Genomic DNA, 23,082 nt, shown 5'->3' with positions numbered 1-23,082 from the left:
ATGTCTAACGAAATCAAATATATCTATCCCGCCACCAGTTTACAGCAGGGGTTTATTTATCATGCGCTAAGCCAGCCCGATGATGACGCATACCGCATGCAAATATTGTATGATTATTACCAGGCTTTAGACGTTGAAAAATACATCCGGGCCTGGGAGTATTGTATAGCCCGCTATCCTATTCTAAGGACGGCCTTTAACTGGGAAGAAGATGTTATACAGGTTATCTACAGTAATGGTAAGCTGAATTATCGACTACACGACCTAAGCCAACTTGCAACCCAGGAGGAAAAAGATCAGGCCATTGATTTTATACAAACTGAGGATCGTAAAGTAGGATTTGACCTGACCAACCCTACCCTGCTTCGTATTCATATTATTAAACAGGCTGAAAATTATTATACCGTACTGAAAAGCGAGCACCATGCCATAACCGATGGCTGGAGCGAACCTGTGCTACTGGCCAGCCTGCACCGGTATTACCAGGCCGTTATTGAAAATCGTGAAGTATGTATAGATGAAGATGTCGCATATATATTGGCCCAGGAATATATAGCAGAAAATAAACAGGCGACGCAGGAATACTGGAGCAACCATTTTATCGCCGAAGAAACTGCCAATGATATTAATTCGCTGCTCAGTAAACTGTTTGATGCAAATAGTTATCGGCGCATGGAAAACCCGGAGGAACAGCAATACGAGATAAACGGCGATTTTTACGACCGGCTGAAGTCATTCTGCCGGCAGGAAGGAATTACTGTTAATGCGGTACTGCAGTTTGCATGGCATAAATTGTTGCAGGTTTACAGCTCGAAACGAACAACGATAGTTGGAACAACGGTATCCGGGCGCGATCTGCCGATTGAAGGCATTGAAGATAGCGTAGGTCTGTATGTAAATACATTGCCATTAGCAATTGACTGGGATAATGAATTAAGCATTAAACAGCAATTGCAACAGGTTCAGCAGAATATAATGGAGCTGAGCACCCATAGCTTTGCCGACCTCGCCAAAATTCAAAAAAACGGCGAGCGGCTGTTTCATAGTTTATTTGTGTTTGAAAACTATCCTGAACCCGCAGATGAGCCGGTTGGCCTGAAAACTACGATTCGCAATGATATTGATAAAGTAGATTATCCTTTAGGCATCCTGGCTTTTGAAGATAAAAAAAGAGTTGTTTTTAAGTTACAGTATGATGCCAATTATTTGGACAGCGATAAAGCCATAGGGCATACAGAAACGCTGGCTTACCTGCTTAAACAGGTAATAACCAATCCCGAAAAAAAGCACAACAGGCTACACCTGATTACCCCAAAAGCTTATCGACAAATAGTTTATGAGTGGAACATGACAGACAGACCTTATCCAAAGGAAAAAACTCTTCATGAACTTTTTGAAGTACAGGCGATGATTACCCCGGAAAATACGGCGCTGGTTTACAAAGGCACAACACTAAGCTACCGGGAACTAAATAACAGAAGCAACCAACTCGCTTTGGAGATAAGAAAGCGGTTTAACCAAAAGGAAGGAAAGCCGCTTAGCCCTGATACACTCGTTGCATTATTCACCAATAAAAGCCTGGAGACAGTAATAGGCATGTTAGCCATTTTAAAAGCAGGCGCTGCTTACGTGCCTGTCGATCCGGACTATCCTGCAGAACGTGTGGCATGGCTGCTGAATGATACCCAAGCTGCGCTGATACTATCGCAAAGATATTTGGAAGAGCAGGGAAAATTGATATTTCCAGAAGGCAGAATAATCTTCATTGACCCGGACGAGCCGTTTTATAAAAAAAACAACATCAATAATCTTATACAAAATTGCACATCGGCAGACCTTGCTTATGTTATCTATACATCGGGTACAACCGGCAAGCCTAAGGGGGTTATGGTAGAGCATCGGTCTGTTACAAATGAAATTTTATCACAATTAAGGGCCATACCTTTAACGCCCTCTGATCAATCACTCTTAACCGCAGGGATCATTTTTGATGCCGCCGCAGAATGTATTTACATGTCGCTGCTAAGCGGTGGCACACTGCACATTGTTGACCCCAGCTCGTTGTTAGATAATGATTTCATCCGCAATTACCTGAAGAAAGAATTGATAACAGTTGTAAATACAACGCCGAGCTACCTGAAAGCGATTAGCCTTAGCCAGTCGGCACATCTGAAATATATTATTTTAGGCGGGGAGCCGTATCAACAAATTACATCCAGCGCCAAGATATATAACACTTATGGACCTACAGAAGCGACGATAGTATCAACCCTTACAGAAATAAACAGTCAAGACCCGGTACATATTGGCAAACCTATTGATAATACGCGGGCTTATGTTTTAGATACCCACCAAAATGTGGTTCCGGTTGGAGTTACAGGGGAACTTTACCTGGGCGGCATTGGCGTGGCAAGAGGGTATTTGAACCAGCCCGGACTTACTGCAGAACGCTTCATTTTAAATCCATTTGCTACTGATGCGGATAAAGAAAGTGGTTACAATCGATTATATAAAACTGGCGATATGGTACGCTGGCTGCCTGACGGTAACCTGCAATACATTGGCCGTAACGATGACCAGGTAAAAATAAATGGGTACCGTATTGAGCCTGCCGAAATAACACGGGCAGTTTTAGCTATTGAAGGAATAGAACAAGCTTGTGTGTTAGCCCGTGAGAAGATTACTGATGCAGTAACGGCCAAATACCTGGTATGTTATTATGTAGTAAATAGTGGCAAGGCCGATATAAACTCATCTGCCCTGCAAAACAAGCTGTCAAAAGTTCTTCCATCTTATATGGTTCCGGCAACATACGTAGCGATGGAGTCGTTCCCGTTAACGGTTAACGGCAAGCTGGATAAACGCGCCCTGCCTGACCCTGATTTTAACCTTGCTGAAACAGAACGTGTGGCGCCTGTTACCGAAACAGAAAAGGAAATATGCAAAATATGGGAGCTGCTATTCGGTATGGACAACATCAGCATCACTGATAACTTTTTCAGGCTGGGCGGCGATTCTATTTTAAGTATACAGGTAGCCGGCCGCATCAGGCAGGCCGGGTATCCTTGCAAGGTGAAAGATATTTTCGAGCATAAAACCATTGCTGAGCTGGCTGCTCATCTCCAGATCAACTCCTCAGAAACCATTATTGATGCCGAACAGGGAATTTTGACCGGCGAGTTGGACTTCCTGCCCATCCAGCAATGGTTCCTGTCGCATGTTGGAGAATCAATAACCAAACCGGGACATTGGAACCAAAGCTTTTTAATAAAAGTGCCAGAACTGCATACTTATCGTTTGCAAAGTATCATTCATGAGCTGATTGACCGCCACGATGTATTCAGGATTGCTTATAGCAGGCTATCAAACCAACTTCAGTGGAGGCAGCGTTATCAGCAAAGAATTGATGTACCTGTTTTAAAAACGCTGAATGTAAGCACTCTCACTGCTGCCGGAATACAGCAGACATTGACTGACTGGCAAAGTAACTTCGATCTGGAGCATGGACCCTTATTCCAGTTCGGTTACCTGCATGGTTACAGTGATGGCAGCGCCCGCATATTTATGGCGGCACACCACATGGTCATCGACAGTGTGAGCTGGCGGATAGTAGCGGATGATCTTAAAGCGCTTTATCAAGGGGTACCATTGCCGCCAAAAAGCAGCAGCTACAGGCAATGGGTAACCTGTGTTAAAAAATATGCCTTGCAGCACCCGGATGAACCTGCCTTTTGGCAAAACCAACTTAAGGGCATGCCTGCTTATCAGCAGGAGCCTCTGTTTAAACCAACCGTTAGCCGCTTTGAATTAAGTGAGGCATTAACTAGTTCTCTGTTGCAGAACGCACCGGCCGCCTACCATACTGAAATCAACGACCTGCTGCTGACTGCTTTGGCCTATGCGCTTAAAGACATTAATCATTCAGATACCCAGATAATAACGCTGGAGGGGCATGGAAGGGAAGAGATTGATCCTTCCATAGATCTGAGCCGTACAGTGGGTTGGTTTACCACCATGTTCCCCGTTAAGATCGAGCTGAAAGGATCCCTGAAAGAAAGCATACAACTTATTAAAGAAAGCCTGCGCAAGGTCCCTAACAAAGGCATAGGTTTCGGAGCATTGGCAACATGTGAACAAACCTCTTTTACTCAAAGTCACCTGCCGCGCACCAGCTTTAACTACCTGGGACAATTTGATGGCCCAGCCAGTGACTGGAAAATAATTGATGATAATAGTGGCGATAATGTTCATCCTGAAAACAATGAAAATAACCTGATATCCGTCGACGGAATGGTTAACGCAGGTAGATTAAAGTTTATTATAGAAACGCGTTTAGGCGCAGCTGTGACAAAACTATTAACCGATAGCTTTGAGTACCATTTAAAACTAATTATATCCCATTGCACAAACGCGTTGCAAAACAACTTTACTCCAAGCGATTTTAGGGCCGTAAAAATCAGTCAGTCTTTGTTAGACAGACTGGCAGACGATGCCCGGCATGATCAAAATCAAATAGCATTTATCTATCCTGCTTCCAGTCTACAGCAGGGGTTTATTTATCATGCTTTGAATCAGCCGGGTGACGACACCTACCGTATGCAGGCCATATTTGATTATCATCAACCTATCGACATCGAAAAATACTTACAAGCATGGGCATATTGCATAGCCCAGTATCCTATTTTGCGAACTGCTTTTAACTGGGAAGAGGAAGTTGTACAGGTTATTTACAGTAATGGTAAGCTGAATTATCGACTACACGACCTAAGCCAACTGACCACTCAGGAGGGAAAACACCAAGCAATAGCTGTCTTTCAGTCTGAAGACCTGAAAACCGGTTTTGATCTTACCGTTCCTGGTCTCTTAAGGCTAACCATTATTAAACAAGCTGAGGATCATTTCACCATAATTAAAACCGAGCATCATGCCATAACCGATGGTTGGAGCGAGTCAATATTGCTGGCCAGCCTGCATAGATATTACCAGGCGCTTACCGGAAATAAAATTATTGAGGTAAAAGAAGATACTGCTTACATTGCCGCCAGGGAATATATTGCCGTACATAAAAACACTGTACAGAAATACTGGGACGATGCTTTCGCGGCACCTAAACCAGCCAATAATATCAATTCGTTATTAAGTAAGCCGCTCCACACTGAAAATTACAGGCGCGTAGAGAGCCAGGCCGTACAAAACCACATAATCAACAGCGAAAAGCATGCTGATCTTAAATCCTTCAGTCAACAGGAAGGTATAACCATTAACGTGCTTTTGCAATTTGCATGGCATAAATTATTACAGGTTTATAGTTCTGCACAGGTAAGTATTGCAGGAACTACAGTATCTGGACGTGACTTGCCGATTGAAGGCATTGAAGATAGCGTAGGCTTATATATCAATACCTTGCCCTTAGTTATAGATTGGGAAAATGACCTGAATATAAGGGAGCAATTGCAGCACGTTCAGCAAAAAATAATGGAGTTGAACACCCATAGCTTTGCCGACCTCGCCAAAATTCAAAAAAACGGCGAGCGGCTGTTTCAAACATTGTTCGTTTATGAAAATTACCTCGAACCTGTAGAAAACAGCTCCTCAATAACAGCCACGGCATGGGATATGGCCGATAAATTAGACTATCCGTTAGGCCTGATTGTTTTTGAGCAACAGGGTGCGTTGGTGATACGACTGGTTTATGATGCAGCTTATTTAACTGAAAGCAGGGCAAAGTATTTGTTGAACACCATAAATCGGATTATCCGGCAGATAATGGATAACCCCGGCAAAGCGCATAAAAAAATATCATTACCTGACACTGATGAATACGATAAGATTATAAACGGCTGGAATGTTACAGATCGGCAATACCCTTTAAAAACAGTAGTGCAATTATTTGAAGATCAAGCTTATAAAACACCTGATAGTATTGCGCTTATATATACCGGGCAACAGTTGACTTATGAAGAGCTAAACAATAAAAGCAACCAACTGGCCCTTTACATAAGGGCACAATACCTACAGGATGTAGGGAGGGAATTAACCCGGGATATATTGGTGGCACTCTATCTTGACAGGGGACCCGAAATGGTGATAGCCATCCTTGCGGTGTTGAAAGCTGGCGGAGCATACGTACCTATCGAAATAAATTATCCGCGCGAGAGGGTTGAATATATATTAAATGATGGCAATATTAAGCTGGTTATAAGTAACAGACTCCTGGCTGGGCAAATGGATTTTTCTGCCCGGTCGTTTATTTTTGCTGATCTGGCTGAAAGCTTATACCTCACCGGATTAAAGACCAACCTCCCCGCCTTTAACGGGCCGCAAGACCTTGCTTGTGTAATTTATACTTCGGGCACTACCGGCAAACCTAAAGGCGTAATGCTTACGCATGCTTCGCTCACTAATCGGATTCTGTATATGATCGAACGCTCCGGTATCGATGCGGAGGATCATTATTTGTTCAAAACAAATTATGTTTTCGACGTATCCATTACCGACATATTCACACACCTGTGCGCTGGCGCAAAATTACAGGTTACTAAAGAGGTTTTTGACCTGGCAGAATTGAACAACTTGTTAGAGATATCCGGTGTTACTTCGCTTCATCTGGTTCCATCTCAATACGAATTGCTGGCCGATGCTATTAATGCAAGCAACATCATCAAAGTATATTTTAGCGGAGAGGCCATTACTCCTAAAATAATTACCCGTGTAAATAAAAACATCCGGATACTTAACTATTACGGACCCACTGAAACCGGAGAAATAACGGTATATGAACCTAAAAATGAAAATGATTTCGCCACCATCGGAAAGCTATTCCCCAACAGCCGCCATTATGTCCTCGGGCAGGGCGATATACCTGTGCCCATAGGTGTCATCGGTGAATTGTTCATAGGTGGAATTAGTTTGGCGCTCGGTTATTTGAACCGGCATGCTCTTACTGATGAACGCTTTATTGACAATCCGTTTGCCACTAAACGAGACCGGGAACTTGGGTATAACAAACTATATAAAACCGGCGATTTGGTGCGGTGGCTATCTGACGGCAACCTGGAGTACGTTGGCCGTAATGACGACCAGGTAAAAATCAGAGGCCACCGCGTAGAATTAGGAGAAATAGAGCAGGTTTTAGCACAGGCAGACGGCCTGAAGCAAAGCTGTGTTTTGGCAAAAGAAAGAAAAACAGGCAACAGCATTACAAAATATCTTGTGGCATACTATGTGCCGCACAGTGATAATCACAGTCTCAACGAAAACGTCCTCGGCAAATATCTCAGACAGCTCCTACCCGCTTATATGGTTCCTGACATGTTTGTGGAAATGACGCATATGCCGCTAACACCCAACGGTAAATTAGACAAGCAAAGCTTGCCCGAACCTGACTTCAATACGCTGAATTCACAATTTATATTACCGACTACTGAACTGGAAGCCGGAATTTGCAGGATTTGGCAGGAAGTACTGGGTGCAGAGCGCGTAGGTATTCAGGATGATTTTTTCAGAATAGGCGGCAATTCTATCCTGGCCATACAGGCAGCGCACCGGATGAGTAAGTTACTTGGATACGAATTGAAGGTAGGCGATATCTTCAGGTATAAAACTCCTGAACAGATATTAAGCTCTCCGGTCAACGAAATAATTCATGATGAAATAACCGGAAAGGAGTTTGAGATATGAGCATCATTAAGCTGATCAACGATCTTAAACAAAATGGTGTGTGTTTGTGGCTTATAGGTAACAACATTAAAATATTTCTACCTGATCATATTGGAGAGCCCGGCACATATTTAGAACGGATAAAGCAAACCAAGCCAGAAATCATTAACTGCCTTAATTTAAACAGCATTTTCTCAAAAGAAGACTTTCTAAGAACCACCATATTTAAATCCGACGGAGATAAAGAAATATTATCTTTTGCGCAGCAACGACTTTGGTTTATAGAGCGATATGAAGAAGGTACAAGTGCATATCATTTACCATCGGTGTTTGAGCTTGCTGAGAAAACTGCTATTGATGGGCTGATTTATGCCATTAATCAGATCGTTACCCGACACGAGGTATTAAGAAGTACAATTTTAATGGGCGACAGTGATGAAAATATAATCCAAAAAGTAAACGCCGAACCATTAACAATCGAAACTGTAACGGTAGCTGATGAAGCAGCTTACCTACAACTTCTTAAGGCAGATATCGAGAAGCCATTCAACTTAAGTAATGAATACCCTATCCGGGTAAAGTTTTATCAGCTGGAACAGGCCGGACAGAAGCGATTTCTGCTCATCAATATACATCATATTGCTACCGATGGCTGGTCGAAGAGTATATTTGAAAATGAGCTATCCGCTTATTATGAAGCTTATATTCAAAACAATCCCGGTTTTTGTCTCCCTTCTCCAACCATACAATATAAGGATTACGCAACATGGCAACGTACATATTTAAGCGGCGATACGTTAGTCAAACAGCTGCGCTACTGGAAAAATAAGCTATCGGGTTACGAGCCTCTTAACCTGCCTGTAGATCATCCCAGGCCGGAGCGTCCTGATTACAAAGGCGCAATTGTGTCGTTCCAGATAGGCCCGGAAACAAGCAAACAGCTTCGGGCGCTTTGCCGCCTGTATGGCGTTACCCTACATTCGGCACTGCTTGGCAGTATCCACGTACTGTTATCCAAATATACAGGGCAGCATGACATTGTTACCGGCAGTCCCGTCGCAAACAGAAATGAGCGGCAAACCAGTGATGTGATCGGTTTTTTTGTGAATGTGCTGGTCAACCGTACCTTACTATCAAATGATGAAAGCTTTGCTGGTTTGATCAAACAGGTACATGACGAACAGGTGCAGGCGCAATTACACCAGCATATGTCTTTTGAAATGCTGGTGAATGAACTGGCGGCAGCAAGAGATACTTCACGTCACCCTATTTTCCAGGTATTGTTCGAGGTGACAAATCATACAAACAAACCGGAAGAACAGCTTAATTATATTAAGGAGATGGAGATCGATGACGTTTATGACGTTGAAAAGTTCGACCTATCAATCTCACTGAATGACGACCAAACCGGGCTTGCCGGACAGTTCAGCCACACGACAGCTTTGTTTACACGAAGCACTATTGAAAGGATGGCTGATTATTACATTCACTTGCTTGAGCAACTTGTGTGGAAACCAGATATGCCGTTCAGCAAATTTAGCCTGCTTAAACCGGATGCATATCACCAACTGATTTATGAATGGAATAAGACCGGAAAGCCATACCCAAAAGATAAAACCCTTCATAGCCTGTTCGAAACACATGCAGAGTCAAAGCCCGCTGATATTGCAATTGTTTACAAGAATGAAAAACTGAGCAACAAAGAACTTAATGAAAAAAGTAACCAACTGGCCTGTGAAATAAGAAATAAATTCAATTATCTGAATAAAAGGCCGCTTAGTCCGGATACGCTTATTGCTTTATTTGTTGACAGAGGCCTGGAAATGATGATAAGCATTCTTGCCGTATTAAAAGCTGGTGGAGCTTATGTACCGATTGACCCTGGTTATCCGCCAGAAAGAACGGCCTACCTGTTGGAAGATACGCAGGCTGCATTGGTATTGTCACAAAAAACGCTGAAAGATAAGATACAATTCCCGCAAGAAAGACTTATCTATATCGACCTCGATGAATCTTTTTATAACGAAAACGATACATCTAAGCCCGTCACTATTAGTACTTCAACCGATCTTGCTTATGTAATATACACCTCCGGTACAACAGGCAAACCTAAAGGCGTAATGGTTGAACACCGGTCGGTAGTGAACTTGTTAGTTGATCTACAGCATAAATATCAAATAGCTGCACAGGAACGATTTCTGCTGTTTGCCAACTACATTTTTGATGCCTCAGTTGAGCAAATGTGGTTATCGTTGATATCAAGCGGGACGCTTTTTATTATCGATACAGAAACATTGTTAAATGCCGGTTGCTTTACAACTTATATTAATAATAACGGGATAACGCACCTGCATGCCACCCCATCTTTCTTAAACACTATTGACCCCAAAGGCTTAAAAAAACTGAAGCGGGTTATTTTTGGTGCTGAGCTTCTGCACAGGAAATTATTCGACCGCTATAAGGCGGCAATTGAGATGGTTATTAATGAATATGGCCCTACAGAAACGACCATCACATCGCTTATTGGTATCAACTCCCATATACTAAGCAAGCCATCAATCGGGAATATTACAGCTTACGTGCTCGACATCAATCGGAAGCCTGTTCCAATTGGTGTGTCCGGCGAACTTTACCTGGGCGGCGCTTGCCTGGCAAGGGGCTATTTGAACCGGCCCGAGCTAACTGCAGAACGCTTTATTTTAAATCCATTCGCTACTGCTGCAGACAAAGCAAGTGGCTACACACGCTTATATAAAACCGGCGATATGGTACGCTGGCTGCCTGACGGCAATCTGGAATACATTGGCCGTAATGACGATCAGGTAAAAGTAAACGGCTACCGTATAGAACTGGCTGAGGTTGAGCAAGCAGTGATAACAGTTAAAGGAATTGAACAGGCTTGTGTATTGGTAAAGGAAAGAACAACAGATTATAACGCTGGCAAATACCTGGTTTGTTATTATGTAAGTAAGAAACCCCAAGAAGCTGTCAGTCCATCAGTATTACAAAACGAGCTATCAGCAAAGCTTCCAGCCTACATGGTTCCGGCAGTGTTCGTGACAATGCCATCATTTCTATTAACAATTAACGGAAAGCTCGATAAAAAGGCTCTTCCGGATCCTGTTGCTCTCAATATGGAAGAATATGTTGCTCCTTTTACTGAAATAGAAAAAGAGATATGTAAAATATGGGAACGTACACTGGGAGCACATGATGTGGGCCTTAATGACGACTTTTTTAAAATCGGCGGCAATTCGATATTGGCGATACAAGCATCGCACCGAATGAGCAAGCTGTTAGATCGTGATATAAAAGTTGCAGATATATTTAAGTATAAAACGATTTCACTATTGCTGACACATTCAGCAGGTATAGAGCCGGTAATTATTCCGGTTATTCAATCCAATGAAGGGATACTATCATTTGCGCAACAGCGGTTATGGTTCATTGAACGATATGAAGAAGGTACTAATGCGTATCATCTGCCATCAGTATTTGAACTGACAGCGGACGCCGACATTGATGGATTAATGTACGCTATTGAACAGGTAATTGCCAGGCATGAGGTGCTGAGAAGTACCATAACTATGGATGACAGCAATGAAGATGCTATTCAACAGGTGCATACTGATCCCCTACCTATTGAAATGGTAACGATAGCCAATGAAGTTGATTACCAGCAATCGCTCAAGGCCGACATTGACATGCCTTTCGATTTAAGCAGTGAATATCCCATCCGGGTAAAGTTTTACATCATAGGCAACAATGGTTTGATACAAAAAAGAGCATTGCTGATCAACATACATCATATAGCAACTGATGGCTGGTCGAAGGAAATATTTGAACATGAGCTGGCCGTGTATTATAACGCTTATTTAAATAGGGATAAAGCTTTCTGCCTGCCTTTACCTGAAATACAATACAAGGACTACGCCGCCTGGCAAAGATCATTCCTTCGGGGCGAGATATTAGCTAACCAGCTCATTTACTGGAAAACAAAGCTATATGGTTACGAGACGCTTAATTTACCCACAGATTACCCCAGACAAGAGCGGATTGATTATAAAGGTGCAATTACTCCGTTTGAAATTAACAGGGAAATAAGTGAAAAGCTGCGTTTGTTGTGCCGGCAATATGGTGTTACGATGCATACAACCTTGCTAAGTAGCATCCATATCCTTTTAAGCAAATATACCGGGCAGGATGACATCATCACGGGTAGCCCGGTAGCGAACAGGCACCAGCGGCAGACGGCAGACGTTATAGGCTTTTTTGTAAATGTACTGGTCAACCGCACTCTTTTGCAAAAAAATGAAAGCTTTGCCGCTTTAATCAAACAAGTACACGCTGAGCAGATACAGGCGCAGCTTCACCAGGACCTTCCTTTTGAAATATTGGTGAGTGAACTGGGGGTTACCAGAGATGCTTCCCGCCATCCGGTTTTCCAGGTATTATTCGAGTTATCCAACAGCGGCGACCATAAAACCGGGAAGCGACTTAACTGTCTCAAAGAAATTGAAGTTGATGATATTTATGACGTTGAAAAATTTGATCTGTCTATCTCACTCAACGATGACGGGACTGTGCTTACCGGACACATCAGCTATGCAACGGCTTTATTTGGCGCAACCACTATTGAACGGCTGGCAGATTATTATGGCCACTTGCTTGAGCAATTAATCTCAGCGCCTGAAGCTTCTTTCCATAAATTCAGCCTGATTAAACCAGAAACCTTCCACCGGCTGGTTTATAAATGGAACCAAACCGACAAACCCTATCCGCAGGATAAAACCCTTCATGCTTTGTTTGAGGCGCGTGTTAAGCTAAGCCATAATGACACGGCATTGGTTTACAATGGTGAGAAACTGAGTTATATAGAACTGAACGAAAAGAGCAATCAACTGGCCCGGGAAATTAGAGACAGGCTCAAGCAATTAAATGGCCGCCTGCTTAACGCTGATACTTTTATTGCTTTATTTGTTGACCGGAGCCTGGAAATGGTGATCAGTATTTTAGCTGTATTAAAAGCCGGCGCAGCTTATGTACCAATCGATCCGGGCTATCCTCAAGAGCGGATAAATTACCTATTGGAAGATACGCAATCCTCATTAATACTGTCGCAAAAAAAACTACGGAAAAAGCTGTATCGGCCTGAAGAGATGATTGTATATATTGACCTGGACCAACATTTCTATACAGAAAATGATATTGCTAACCTCGGTCCTGTCAACTCTTCCACCGATCTGGCCTATGTGATCTACACTTCCGGCACAACAGGCAAGCCTAAAGGCGTTATGGTTGAACACCGTTCTGTAGTAAACACTATCGATGCCCTATCCCCTGTTTATCATAAAAAAGGAGGCATAAGAGTCACTGCATTTACCGCCTATGTTTTCGACGTTTCTGTATCTGAAATATTCTGTGGTTTATTAAACGGGTTAGAACTTCATATACTGGCAGACAACATCAGAACAGATAGTGCTGTCCTATCCGTCTATCTTATTTCAAACAAAATCAATATTGCCTATCTGCCGCCCGTGCTGCTAAGCCAGATGCCGCTGATTGATTATCCTGATCTTACTACGATGATTTACGCCGGAGAACCCTGCGACAGGCAAACGGCAAGTAATTGGTCGGCTAAAACAGACCTTTTTAACTACTACGGGCCTACTGAGCTAAGCATTTACGCAACCGGGAAACGTATTTATACGAACGAAGTTGAGCAGATAGGAAAAGCTATTCAAAATATCCGGTCATATGTGCTGGACCCCGATAAAAACCCGGTACCTATTGGGGTAACCGGTGAACTTTACCTGGGCGGTGCAGGCGTGGCAAGAGGTTATTTAAACCAGCCGGAACTTACCGCCGAACGCTTTATCCCCAATCCTTTTGCTACGGAAGAGGATAAAATAAAAGGTAATACACGCTTATATAAAACCGGCGACCTGGTGCGCATGCTACCCGACGGTAATCTAAAGTACATAGGCAGGAATGACGAACAGGTTAAGATAAACGGTTATCGCATAGAACTGACTGAAATTGAATACGCTGTAAAAGCAATAAACGAAATTGAACAGGCGTGTGTATTGGTTAAAGAAAGAAACATAGATGGTATAATTACGAAATACCTCGTTTGTTATTATATAAGTGAGAAAGAGGTTAGTCGTGTAGTGATACAAAACAAGCTAATGGAGCTACTTCCTTCTTATATGGTTCCGGCAATGTTTATGCGAGTAGAAGTATTTCCGCTTACTGTTAATGGCAAACTGGATAAAAAGTCCTTTCCCGATCCTGAATTTGAAGCCTCCACAGCATATGTAAAGCCGGAAACTATACTTGAAATAGAACTTTGTAGGGCATATGGTAAAGTATTGGGCTTGCCGGGCGAACAGATTAGCTGTTACCAAAACTTTTTTGAGATTGGCGGTAACTCCATCCTGAGCATTCGGCTGAAGCAGGAATTAAACAAGCTGGAAGAGTTTAAGCATATCACCATTGCCGATCTTTTCAAATTCAATAGCATAAACAAACTTGTACTAAGCCTACGTAAAGATAATGATCCAGGCTACAAGCTTCAAAACAATACTGTTGCTATTAAAAAGCATGAGATTGCCATTATCGGTATGTCAGGTTCATTTTCGGGTGCTAAGAATATACCAGAGTTATGGAAACTAATTAAAGATCAGCGTGAAGGAATCTCTTTCCACACGCGCGAGGAGTGTAAAAAATCCGGTGTTGAACCGCATGTACTGGACGATCCCGGTTTCATTAGCGTGTCATCTCCGATAGAGGGTATCGAATATTTCGACCCGCAATTTTGGGGAATGTCGGCCAGGGAAGCACGGCAGTTGGACCCGCAATACCGTAAATTTATGGAGCATTGCTGGTATGCACTGGAAGCTGCAGGTTATGTAAAACAAAGGGGCGAGCATAATATTGGTGTTTTTGCCGGGAGCAGTGATAGCGACTATTTGTCGACTCACATTTTAAACGGAAATCCTGATGTGAATGCATGGGAAGCCATCAATTCAAACAGCAAAGATGCACTGGCCACAAAGACTGCTTATTTTTTAAACCTGTCAGGCCCGGCTTTATCCATTAATACGGCATGTTCTACCGGGCTGGTTTCGGTGGTAGAGGCCTGCAAAAACCTGCAATTGGGCACCTGCAACATGGCTTTGGCTGGCGGAGTATCATTGACTATGCCCGATGAAAAAATAGGTTACATTTATGAAGAAGGATTGATCTTATCCCGGGATGGGCATTGCAAAACATTTGACAAAGAGGCCTCAGGTACTACACTTGGCGCAGGCGTAGGTGCTGTGCTGTTAAAGCGCATGGAAGATGCGATTAATGATAATGATCACATCATAGCTGTTATAAAGGGATATGCCACAAATAATGACGGCGCGCGTAAAACAGGCTATACAGCGCCCTCCGTAATGGGGCAAAGCGAGTGTATCATCAATGCCCAACGCATGGCCGGCATAGCAGCTGATGAAATAGATTTTGTAGAATGTCATGGTACCGCAACCAATTTGGGCGATCCAATTGAAATACAAGCGCTTTACGGAGCATTTGAATTTAACCGGAACAGAGAGCACAAAGTAAAGAATCATCGCACTTGGTTAGGGGCTGTAAAAGCAAATATAGGTCACGCAGGATCAGCGGCAGGTATTGCAGGCTTGGTTAAAGTGTGCGCCATGCTGGAAAACAATACCATTCCGGGTCAGGTTAATTTTAGCGAACCCAATCCCGAGCTGCACCTCGAACGCGGTAATTTCAATATTACTACTGAAAATCTGCCGTGGCTTCCGCAGTTACACCGGCAGCGGCTGGCCGGGATAAGTTCATTTGGCATTGGCGGGACCAATGCGCATGTGGTAGTTGGAGACTATCTTAACCAGAATAAAACTGAAATACTTGTTGCTGAACCAGTACAACCCGGCAAAAATTATATCATTCCGCTGTCGGCAAAAAATGCAGCCTCACTAAATCAATTTAAGCAAGCGTTGTACAAGTGGCTCATAAATGCTAAGGCTAACAATGTAGTGTATAATATAAGAGATATCGCCTATACATTGCAGGAGAGAAAAGAACATTTTGATTGCAGAATAGCTGTTTGTGCAAACAATACCGGCCAGCTTATCGATGAATTAAAAACGATAGACCATCCAAAGCAGATTATCACCGAAAGTAATAATAAGCTCGTTTTTATGTTTCCGGGCCAGGGGTCGCAATATCCCAATATGGCGAAGGATCTGTATGACCATGAGCCTGATTTTAAGAAAATCGTTGATGATTGCATAAAAATTGCCAACCGGTACATCGATATCGACTTGTATGAAATTATGTTTCCTGCATCAACTTCAAACCAGACCGCCATCGATGAAACGAGATGGACTCAGCCGGCTCTATTTATTATTGAGTATGCCTTAGCCAGGTATTTAAATCACAATGGGATATATGCAGATACTTACATTGGGCATAGCATTGGTGAATATGTGGCAGCAACGCTATGCGGCGTATTTAGCCTGGAAGATGCCATCCGGATCACGGTCCTGCGTGGCAGGCTAATGCAATCGATGCCACGGGGCAGTATGTTAGCAGTAAATAGCAGACATGATATTATCGCCCCCTTAGCCAAAGCATATAGGTGCGAAATAGCGTGCATTAACTCACCTGATGATATTGTCATATCCGGCAATGAAACTGATATAGAACTATTGAAAGAAAATTTGGATCACAGTTCTGTTCCGGCAATGCTATTGAATGTTTCCCACGCCTTTCATTCCAGATTAATGGATGCTGCAATTGATGAATTTAAAGAACATATAAAAGGAATTAAATTAAACACGCCTAAAAAGCAATTTATCAGCAATTTAACCGGGAATATTGCCGACGCTGAGGTAGCGACTGCACAATATTGGTGCAATCAACTCCGGCAAACAGTTCAGTTTAATAAAGGGGCAGAGACTTTGTGCCGTAAGTATAATTACCGGGTGAATTTTATAGAAATAGGCGCAGGTAAAAGTTTAGGGTATTTTATTAAAAAGCTTGTTAATGAAGGCGGGCATAAATTTATTAAGGCCCTGCAGCTTTTACCTTCGGCGAAGGAATCTATTTCGAAAGTATACCATGTAAAAACCAAGGAAGACCTCATTGCAAAACTTTGGGAATACGCAATAATTCAAAAGCCAAATGATGTCACTACATTTAAAAATGCCTTGTTTTTGAACGATATGCCGCTGTATCAGTTTGATATGCAAAAATGCTGGATAGAGAAAACCGCACTTGTTAATACAAGAAAATTCAATGCCATTGATAATATATTTTATAAGCGTTCATGGCAACGAAATGATTTAAATAACATTACAGAAAACATTGAAAATCTTCGTAATAAAAATATCCTGGTATTAATTAATGAAACATCAGAAAATCATCCTAAAACTGACATTTTACTCGAAATTCTGAAGAAACACTGCCGGAAACTAAGCTTTGCGTTTCACAGACAAGCCAACAACATAAGCCCCGGATCTGACATCGACTTTTGTAGCTCGGCTCATATTGGGGCGCTTTTAAACAAAGTTGTTTTAGAGGACGCAATAGATATTCTTGTATACATTTCTCGCACTACTAATCCGGATGACCCATGCCTTGATATTCTTGCCCTAAAAAACATATTCCATTGGTGCGAAAGTACAGGCAACAAGATACCGAAAGTAGTATCAGCATCATTTGACAATTTTGAAGTAACAGGAATTGAGCAATTACAGCCACGGCCCTCTGTTATTTATGGCGTAACTAAATCTCTACCCGCAGAATACTTTGCTTTCGGCGTGCGTGCCTATCATATCGATCTATCTTCACAAGATAATAACTATGAACAGACTTTCTTGCCATTACTGGAAGAAGAGGTAACGACAGACCTTATTGTTGCAAGGGGCAATTATATATGGATACCTACCTATCAGCAAGATACGTCGTTTAGCAAAAATGCAGCAAACAACACATTATCAAACCATCCCGTTTTCATGGTTACAGGCGGGTTAGGTGCCCTCGGGTTTACTTATGCCAAGCAGGTAGCCAAAAACGTCAATAGCTCTATCCTGATTCTTTTAGGCCGCACATCTGAAGCTGATTTAAGCAATGAAGCACGATTGAGACTATCTGAACTGAAAGAAACAGATAATGTTGTTATTTATGCAGCAATTGATATTAGCAATAAAAAATGTTTAGATAACCTACATAAAATACTGAATTACAATAATATATCTCACATAGACGTTATACTTCACGCTGCGGGAGTAGCAGCTAAAGGTGTACTGAGGGATAAAACTTACGAGGATGTAGCAGCAGTAGTAAATCCTAAAATAACTGGTATTGAAAATTTGACCCGGCTCTCAGGCACGGTTAGTATAGGCCAATTGATTTGCTGCTCTTCTGTATCCAGCATTTTTCCTTCTATAGGTAATATGGATTATACCGCTGCCAACTTGTATATGGATGAACTTTGCCATCGCAACTACCCCAATATTCAGCGTTTATTATCTATTAACCTGAATAGGATATCAGATATAGGTATGAGTGCCGAATTCTTGAAAAATGCAGCGATTAAAGACAAATCTTCTGATTCTATAACCAGTTCCGAATTTTCTGATATTTTACAAAAGCTATTGAATTCATCTAAAACCAAAAGCATCGTCTTATCGCGATATGATGTTAATGATGAGCATATCAGCTATTTTAATTCAAGCACAGATGAGCCAATAAACAACCCAACCGAAGATGCAATAAGCATTTCAGAAACTGATTATACCGAACAACATTACAAGGCGGCTCAAATTATTTGCTCCGCGCTCGGTATATACAAGATCTCAATTCATGATGATTTTTTTGACCTCGGTGGCAATTCCATATTAGCAGTATGGGTTTCGCAGCGATTGAGCGAAGTGTTGAAGTGGAACTTCAAGGTAGCGGATATTTTCCGTCTTAAAACCATCGACATGCTGGTGTCTTTTCAACACCCGGCACCAGAATTGATAAAGCCCTACAACATTCGGTATAATACTGACCTGGAAGATATTTTCTTTATCCATCCAGGTTTTGGAGGAGCCGAGGTTTATCAAAACCTGGCAGAACAGCTTTCGCAGAAATATAATTGTATTGGTATCGACAACTATAATATTTGGAACGAAGAGAAAATTGACTCACTAACTAAAATTGCCGTCCATTATCTCGCAGCGATCAAAAAAAAATATCCACTTAAAGATAATGTTAATTTACTTGGCTGGTCACTTGGCGGACTGATTTCATTAGAAATAGCGGCTACTCTTGAAAAAGAGGGATATAAGGACATCAAAGTCACCCTACTCGATTCATTTATTCACGATGACCAAATGCTGGGCTTTTTAAATAAGGAAGATTATGAACGTATAAAACTATCTGAAAAAGACCTTATGCTGAAGAAATACGATAAAGGATATGTAGATAAAGTGTTTTCAGCATATTACGCTGAATTGGCAATTGCGAGAAAAAGCTTGAGTCGTAAGCTGGTTCATACCGACGTAGTTTTGTTTAAGGCAACACAGGTTATAACCTATAACGATGTAAAAGATGCAGTATACAAAAACGAATATATCAAGAAACTCGATGCAAACAACATCGAGACAGTGGCTGATAAAGTCAGGGTCTTTAATCTTGATTGCCAGCACGACAATATACTTGATGTTGGCGGCGAAATGATCAGTAAATATTTGCTATCTGCACAAACATCTTATGACGCTCTTTTAAATAAACCTTATCCACTATAATTGTTATGAAAGTAATTGGAACATTAAATGCTCAGGAACGAGCATTATTGCAACTGGCACAAACTAAATTGGAATACATTTATGCCGGCGATATCAGGGAGCTTGCTGAAAAGAAAAAAGTTTTCTGGATCAATTATTTTTGCGAAGGGAAGGGCCCATTTCCATTTGAAAAAAAAGAAAACGAATTACTGAAAGAGCTGATAGCGATGATTAATTCGATAATTAGTAAATATAGCCTTCCCAAACGGTTACTTTCCATTGGTATTTCCGTTAACCCGCAAGAAACAAAAGAGCAATTCCCTCATGTAGATTATAAGGGCATTACCTCAACCATATTCATCCCGCTAACGCCGGTAGTTACCCAAAATACGATCTCTTATTTTGAGCCGGAAATATCAGGTGAAGACTGGAAACGCGTAGCCATGGGGCTTACCGCGACGGAAATATATACTACAATTACTGGCATTGAGCGTGAATTACATGAGCCAATGAGAGAAATTAAATCCGGCTTTAAACCGTTTTCTCTTGTTTATCTTCCGGCAGGAACCGTTCATCGCGCTGTTGCAAATAATTCCGGTTACGACCGAAAAATGGTGGTAATTATGCTGACAAACGATAAAGATTATTTGCTGGATGAAGCTGATATGGAACAGGGCGTGTGAACAATTCTTACTTTATTAATAAAAGCTTTTTTAGCGCTTTCGCGAAAGGAGTTTATTTAATTTCTACTTAATAAAACATTTATATTTTCTTTTTACAAAAAGTTAATTTAACTTACGGAAGTAATTTAAACCTATCACAAGCAAATACCGAAACCACAAAATCACATAACATATGAAAAAGAATCAAACCCTCGCAAGTAACGCTAAAGGAAAAAGCATCCTGCAAAATGCTATTCAATCTTCCGAAAATGAAAAAATGGACTTGTACAAAGCTATATTCGGCGGTACCGGTTCCGATTGTCCCATAGTTGCAGTAGCCGACTCAGAAGACCGTGCATCTGCATATGATAAGACAGATCAGCAATTTCTGCGCGTAGCATAGTACTTAGCCTAAATAACCCATTCATTTCAATAGCTTATTCTGGTCAGTATTAAGCCTGACCGAATAAGCTATCCAAGCTAAGCTTTTTTATAATCTATTTATTGCTGAGACGAAGTCTATGACTAAGTTTATAATATCTATCATCCTTGTCCTTGCCGGAATCAATTCTTATGCACAACTAAAGTTAAATGGTACAATTACAGACCATAAAGATAAACCACTCCCTTTAGCGGTAATTATCTTACAGCAAACCGGTGCTAAAGGTTCGGGAGCTATAACAGATAGCTTGGGCAGCTACAATATAGTGAATTTGAAACCCGGATCTTATACGATGCGGGTTAGGTTTGTAGCTTATCGTGATACTGTAATCAAATTTGTGTTGCGCAGGGATACAGCGATCAATTTGCAACTTAAATCTACGCAAATGCTGTCTGAAGTAACTATCAGGGCGCAAAGGCCGGTATTTCAACGGGAACTAGACCGTTTTCGGTTCAATGTTGGTCAAACAGACTTAACAAAAGGGAATAATGTTTGGGATGTGCTTGAAAAAACACCTTTAGTACAGGCTTCAGAAGATGGATCCCTTGCTATTAGTGGCACTACCGGAGCTATAGTTTATATTAATAACAAAAAGAAAGTACTATCTGGTACCGCTCTTAAATCTTATCTGAGTGGTTTACCATCAGATAATTTGGATGCTATTGAAGTAATTACTACCCCTCCCAGCCAGTACGAAGCTGAAGGCGGAGCGGGAATTATAAATATTGTCACTAAAAAAAATAAGGAGGAAGGATTGATTGGTAGTGCGTCGTTAAGTACACGCCAAACCGCAGTCAACTCCCAGGCTGGTAGTCTCTATTTAAATGAGCGGTCAGGAAAGTGGAACATCTATTCGACAATGTATATGGGCAATCGTAGTCGCAAGCCCACTACTAATCGTGACATATTTTATCCTGGTGGTTCTATATATGGAATCAGTCAGAGAAACATTAACTCGGTAAACAAATATACAGAATTGTATCCCGGAGCTAATGTGGGTGCCGATTATCAGCTTAACAAGAATCATGTAGTGGGTATGTTGTTTGATTTTTCTGGCATTACGCACAGAGAAACGCGCAATGCCTCAACAATGGACCTTTATCCGGCTACAGATTCTTTAACAAAGACAGTCAACAAAGATCGGATTAACTCACAAACATACTCACTGAATTTAAATTATCAGGGCAAACTGGATTCAGCCGGAAAAACATTAAGCGTTGATTATGATGCGTTAGCTTATCGCTCCGGAAATAATTCCAATAGTACTAACACCGCCATAGACCCACTGACACAGCAAGCAACAAACGACTTGGCTATCTTTCGCACATCTTCACCACAGCATATTAATAACCAATCAATTAAAGCTGATCTCGACTGGCCGCTCAGTAATAAAAAAGGCTATCTATCCTTTGGGGGCAAAGCATCATTTTCTAAAATTAGAAATACCTTTTTGTTCGAAAACTTGTCAGATAACAACATCTGGTTAACAGATCCCGGACAGAGTAACCGATTTAGGTATGAAGAAAATATTAATGCTTTGTATGGCAACTTTAGCTATAAGTTAAGCCCTGTTTGGTCTTATCAGTTAGGTTTAAGGTTAGAAAATACAGCAGCCAAAGGCTGGCTCGAAGACAACCAGGTAGTCTCCCGAAACTATACTAATCTTTTTCCTACAGCCTTTTTAAAGCTCACAACTAAAGAAAAAGGTGCTTACGTGCTTGCTGTAACAAGCCGTATCACCCGGCCTGGTTATTGGGACTTAAACCCGTTTCGTACCTATACAACAGACAAAGCTTATTTTACCGGAAATCCCTTATTGCAGCCTGTTAAATATTATCGTGAAGAACTCAGTCACAGCCTGAATGAGAAGTGGGGAACACTTACCCTACAGATAGCAGCCAGTCAAACAATTGGAGAAATTTATGCGCTTCCTTATACTTCAGGGGACACTATTATCAACCAAAAAACTAATTATGGTAACCGTTACGGACAGTCCCTCACAGCAAGCTACAATAATCAGCCTAAACCCTGGTGGCGCTTATCAGGAACGTTGCTTGTGGGGTATGTAGTGACTAAAGGCGCTTATGCTAACGATATTACAATTGATAACCAAACATTGGCCATTACAATAGCTACTAATCAAACCTTTACAATATCCAAAAAAGCAGGACTTAGTAGTACGTTGGTAATAACCAACTCTTTTCCGGCCACAATAGTAAACACGCGTATTGGTAACCGGCTGGATACAGAGATTCGTTTAAGGAAAACGGCCGGTAATTTCGGTGTCACGCTGTCGGCTCAGGACTGGTTTAAAAGCAATAAAGACCGGTACAACTATATGCTTGGTGCCTTACGCGTAAAGGATAATTACTACAATGATACCCGAAGTATAGCACTGGCTATCAGCTACAATTTTGGTAAACAAACCGTAAAGGACAAACGAGACCGTGACACAGGATCACAGGATGTAAAAGGCAGATTAATGTAAAGATCACCTTTCTATGGCCGACAAGAGATCGATCAATAA

5 protein-coding genes are annotated in these 23,082 nt (G+C 41.6%); all 5 read left to right on the top strand.

Annotated elements, in window-relative coordinates; translation table 11 throughout:
- The 5 genes from PQ461_RS09640 (at position 1) to PQ461_RS09620 (ending at position 23,043) form a co-directional block, all read left to right on the top strand.
- On the top strand, positions 1-7,680 hold the full coding sequence (locus PQ461_RS09640; RefSeq protein ID WP_274303720.1) for a non-ribosomal peptide synthetase: 7,680 nt from the start codon (positions 1-3) through the stop codon (positions 7,678-7,680).
- Positions 7,677-19,472: a non-ribosomal peptide synthetase/type I polyketide synthase gene (locus PQ461_RS09635; RefSeq protein WP_274303717.1), complete on the top strand. Its 11,796-nt coding sequence runs from the start codon at positions 7,677-7,679 to the stop codon at positions 19,470-19,472. Before PQ461_RS09640 ends, PQ461_RS09635 begins: the two co-directional genes overlap by 4 nt.
- Positions 19,473-19,477: 5 nt before the next feature.
- The gene (locus PQ461_RS09630; RefSeq protein ID WP_274303715.1) at positions 19,478-20,134 is read left to right on the top strand and encodes a hypothetical protein; all 657 of its coding nucleotides are present in this window, start codon (positions 19,478-19,480) and stop codon (positions 20,132-20,134) included.
- 172 nt (positions 20,135-20,306) lie between these two features.
- On the top strand, positions 20,307-20,516 hold the full coding sequence (locus PQ461_RS09625) for a hypothetical protein (RefSeq protein ID WP_274303713.1): 210 nt from the start codon (positions 20,307-20,309) through the stop codon (positions 20,514-20,516).
- A gap of 118 nt (positions 20,517-20,634) precedes the next feature.
- Positions 20,635-23,043: an outer membrane beta-barrel protein gene (locus tag PQ461_RS09620; RefSeq protein ID WP_274303711.1), complete on the top strand. Its 2,409-nt coding sequence runs from the start codon at positions 20,635-20,637 to the stop codon at positions 23,041-23,043.
- The last annotated feature ends 39 nt before the right edge of the window (positions 23,044-23,082 follow it).

Origin of the sequence: Mucilaginibacter sp. KACC 22063 (assembly GCF_028736115.1) — a bacterium.
Taxonomy (GTDB): Bacteria; Bacteroidota; Bacteroidia; order Sphingobacteriales; family Sphingobacteriaceae; genus Mucilaginibacter.
The sequence above is the reverse complement of the archived record's forward strand: the minus strand, read 5'-3'. Positions and strand labels throughout refer to the sequence as shown.

What these genes read in the sequence shown, in the direction of transcription:
- PQ461_RS09630 (WP_274303715.1), top strand. Translation starts at nt 19,478, where the DNA reads ATGAAAGTAATTGGAACATTAAATGCTCAGGAACGAGCATTATTGCAA.
- PQ461_RS09635 (WP_274303717.1), top strand. Translation starts at nt 7,677, where the DNA reads ATGAGCATCATTAAGCTGATCAACGATCTTAAACAAAATGGTGTGTGT.
- PQ461_RS09625 (WP_274303713.1), top strand. Translation starts at nt 20,307, where the DNA reads ATGAAAAAGAATCAAACCCTCGCAAGTAACGCTAAAGGAAAAAGCATC.
- PQ461_RS09620 (WP_274303711.1), top strand. Translation starts at nt 20,635, where the DNA reads ATGACTAAGTTTATAATATCTATCATCCTTGTCCTTGCCGGAATCAAT.
- PQ461_RS09640 (WP_274303720.1), top strand. Translation starts at nt 1, where the DNA reads ATGTCTAACGAAATCAAATATATCTATCCCGCCACCAGTTTACAGCAG.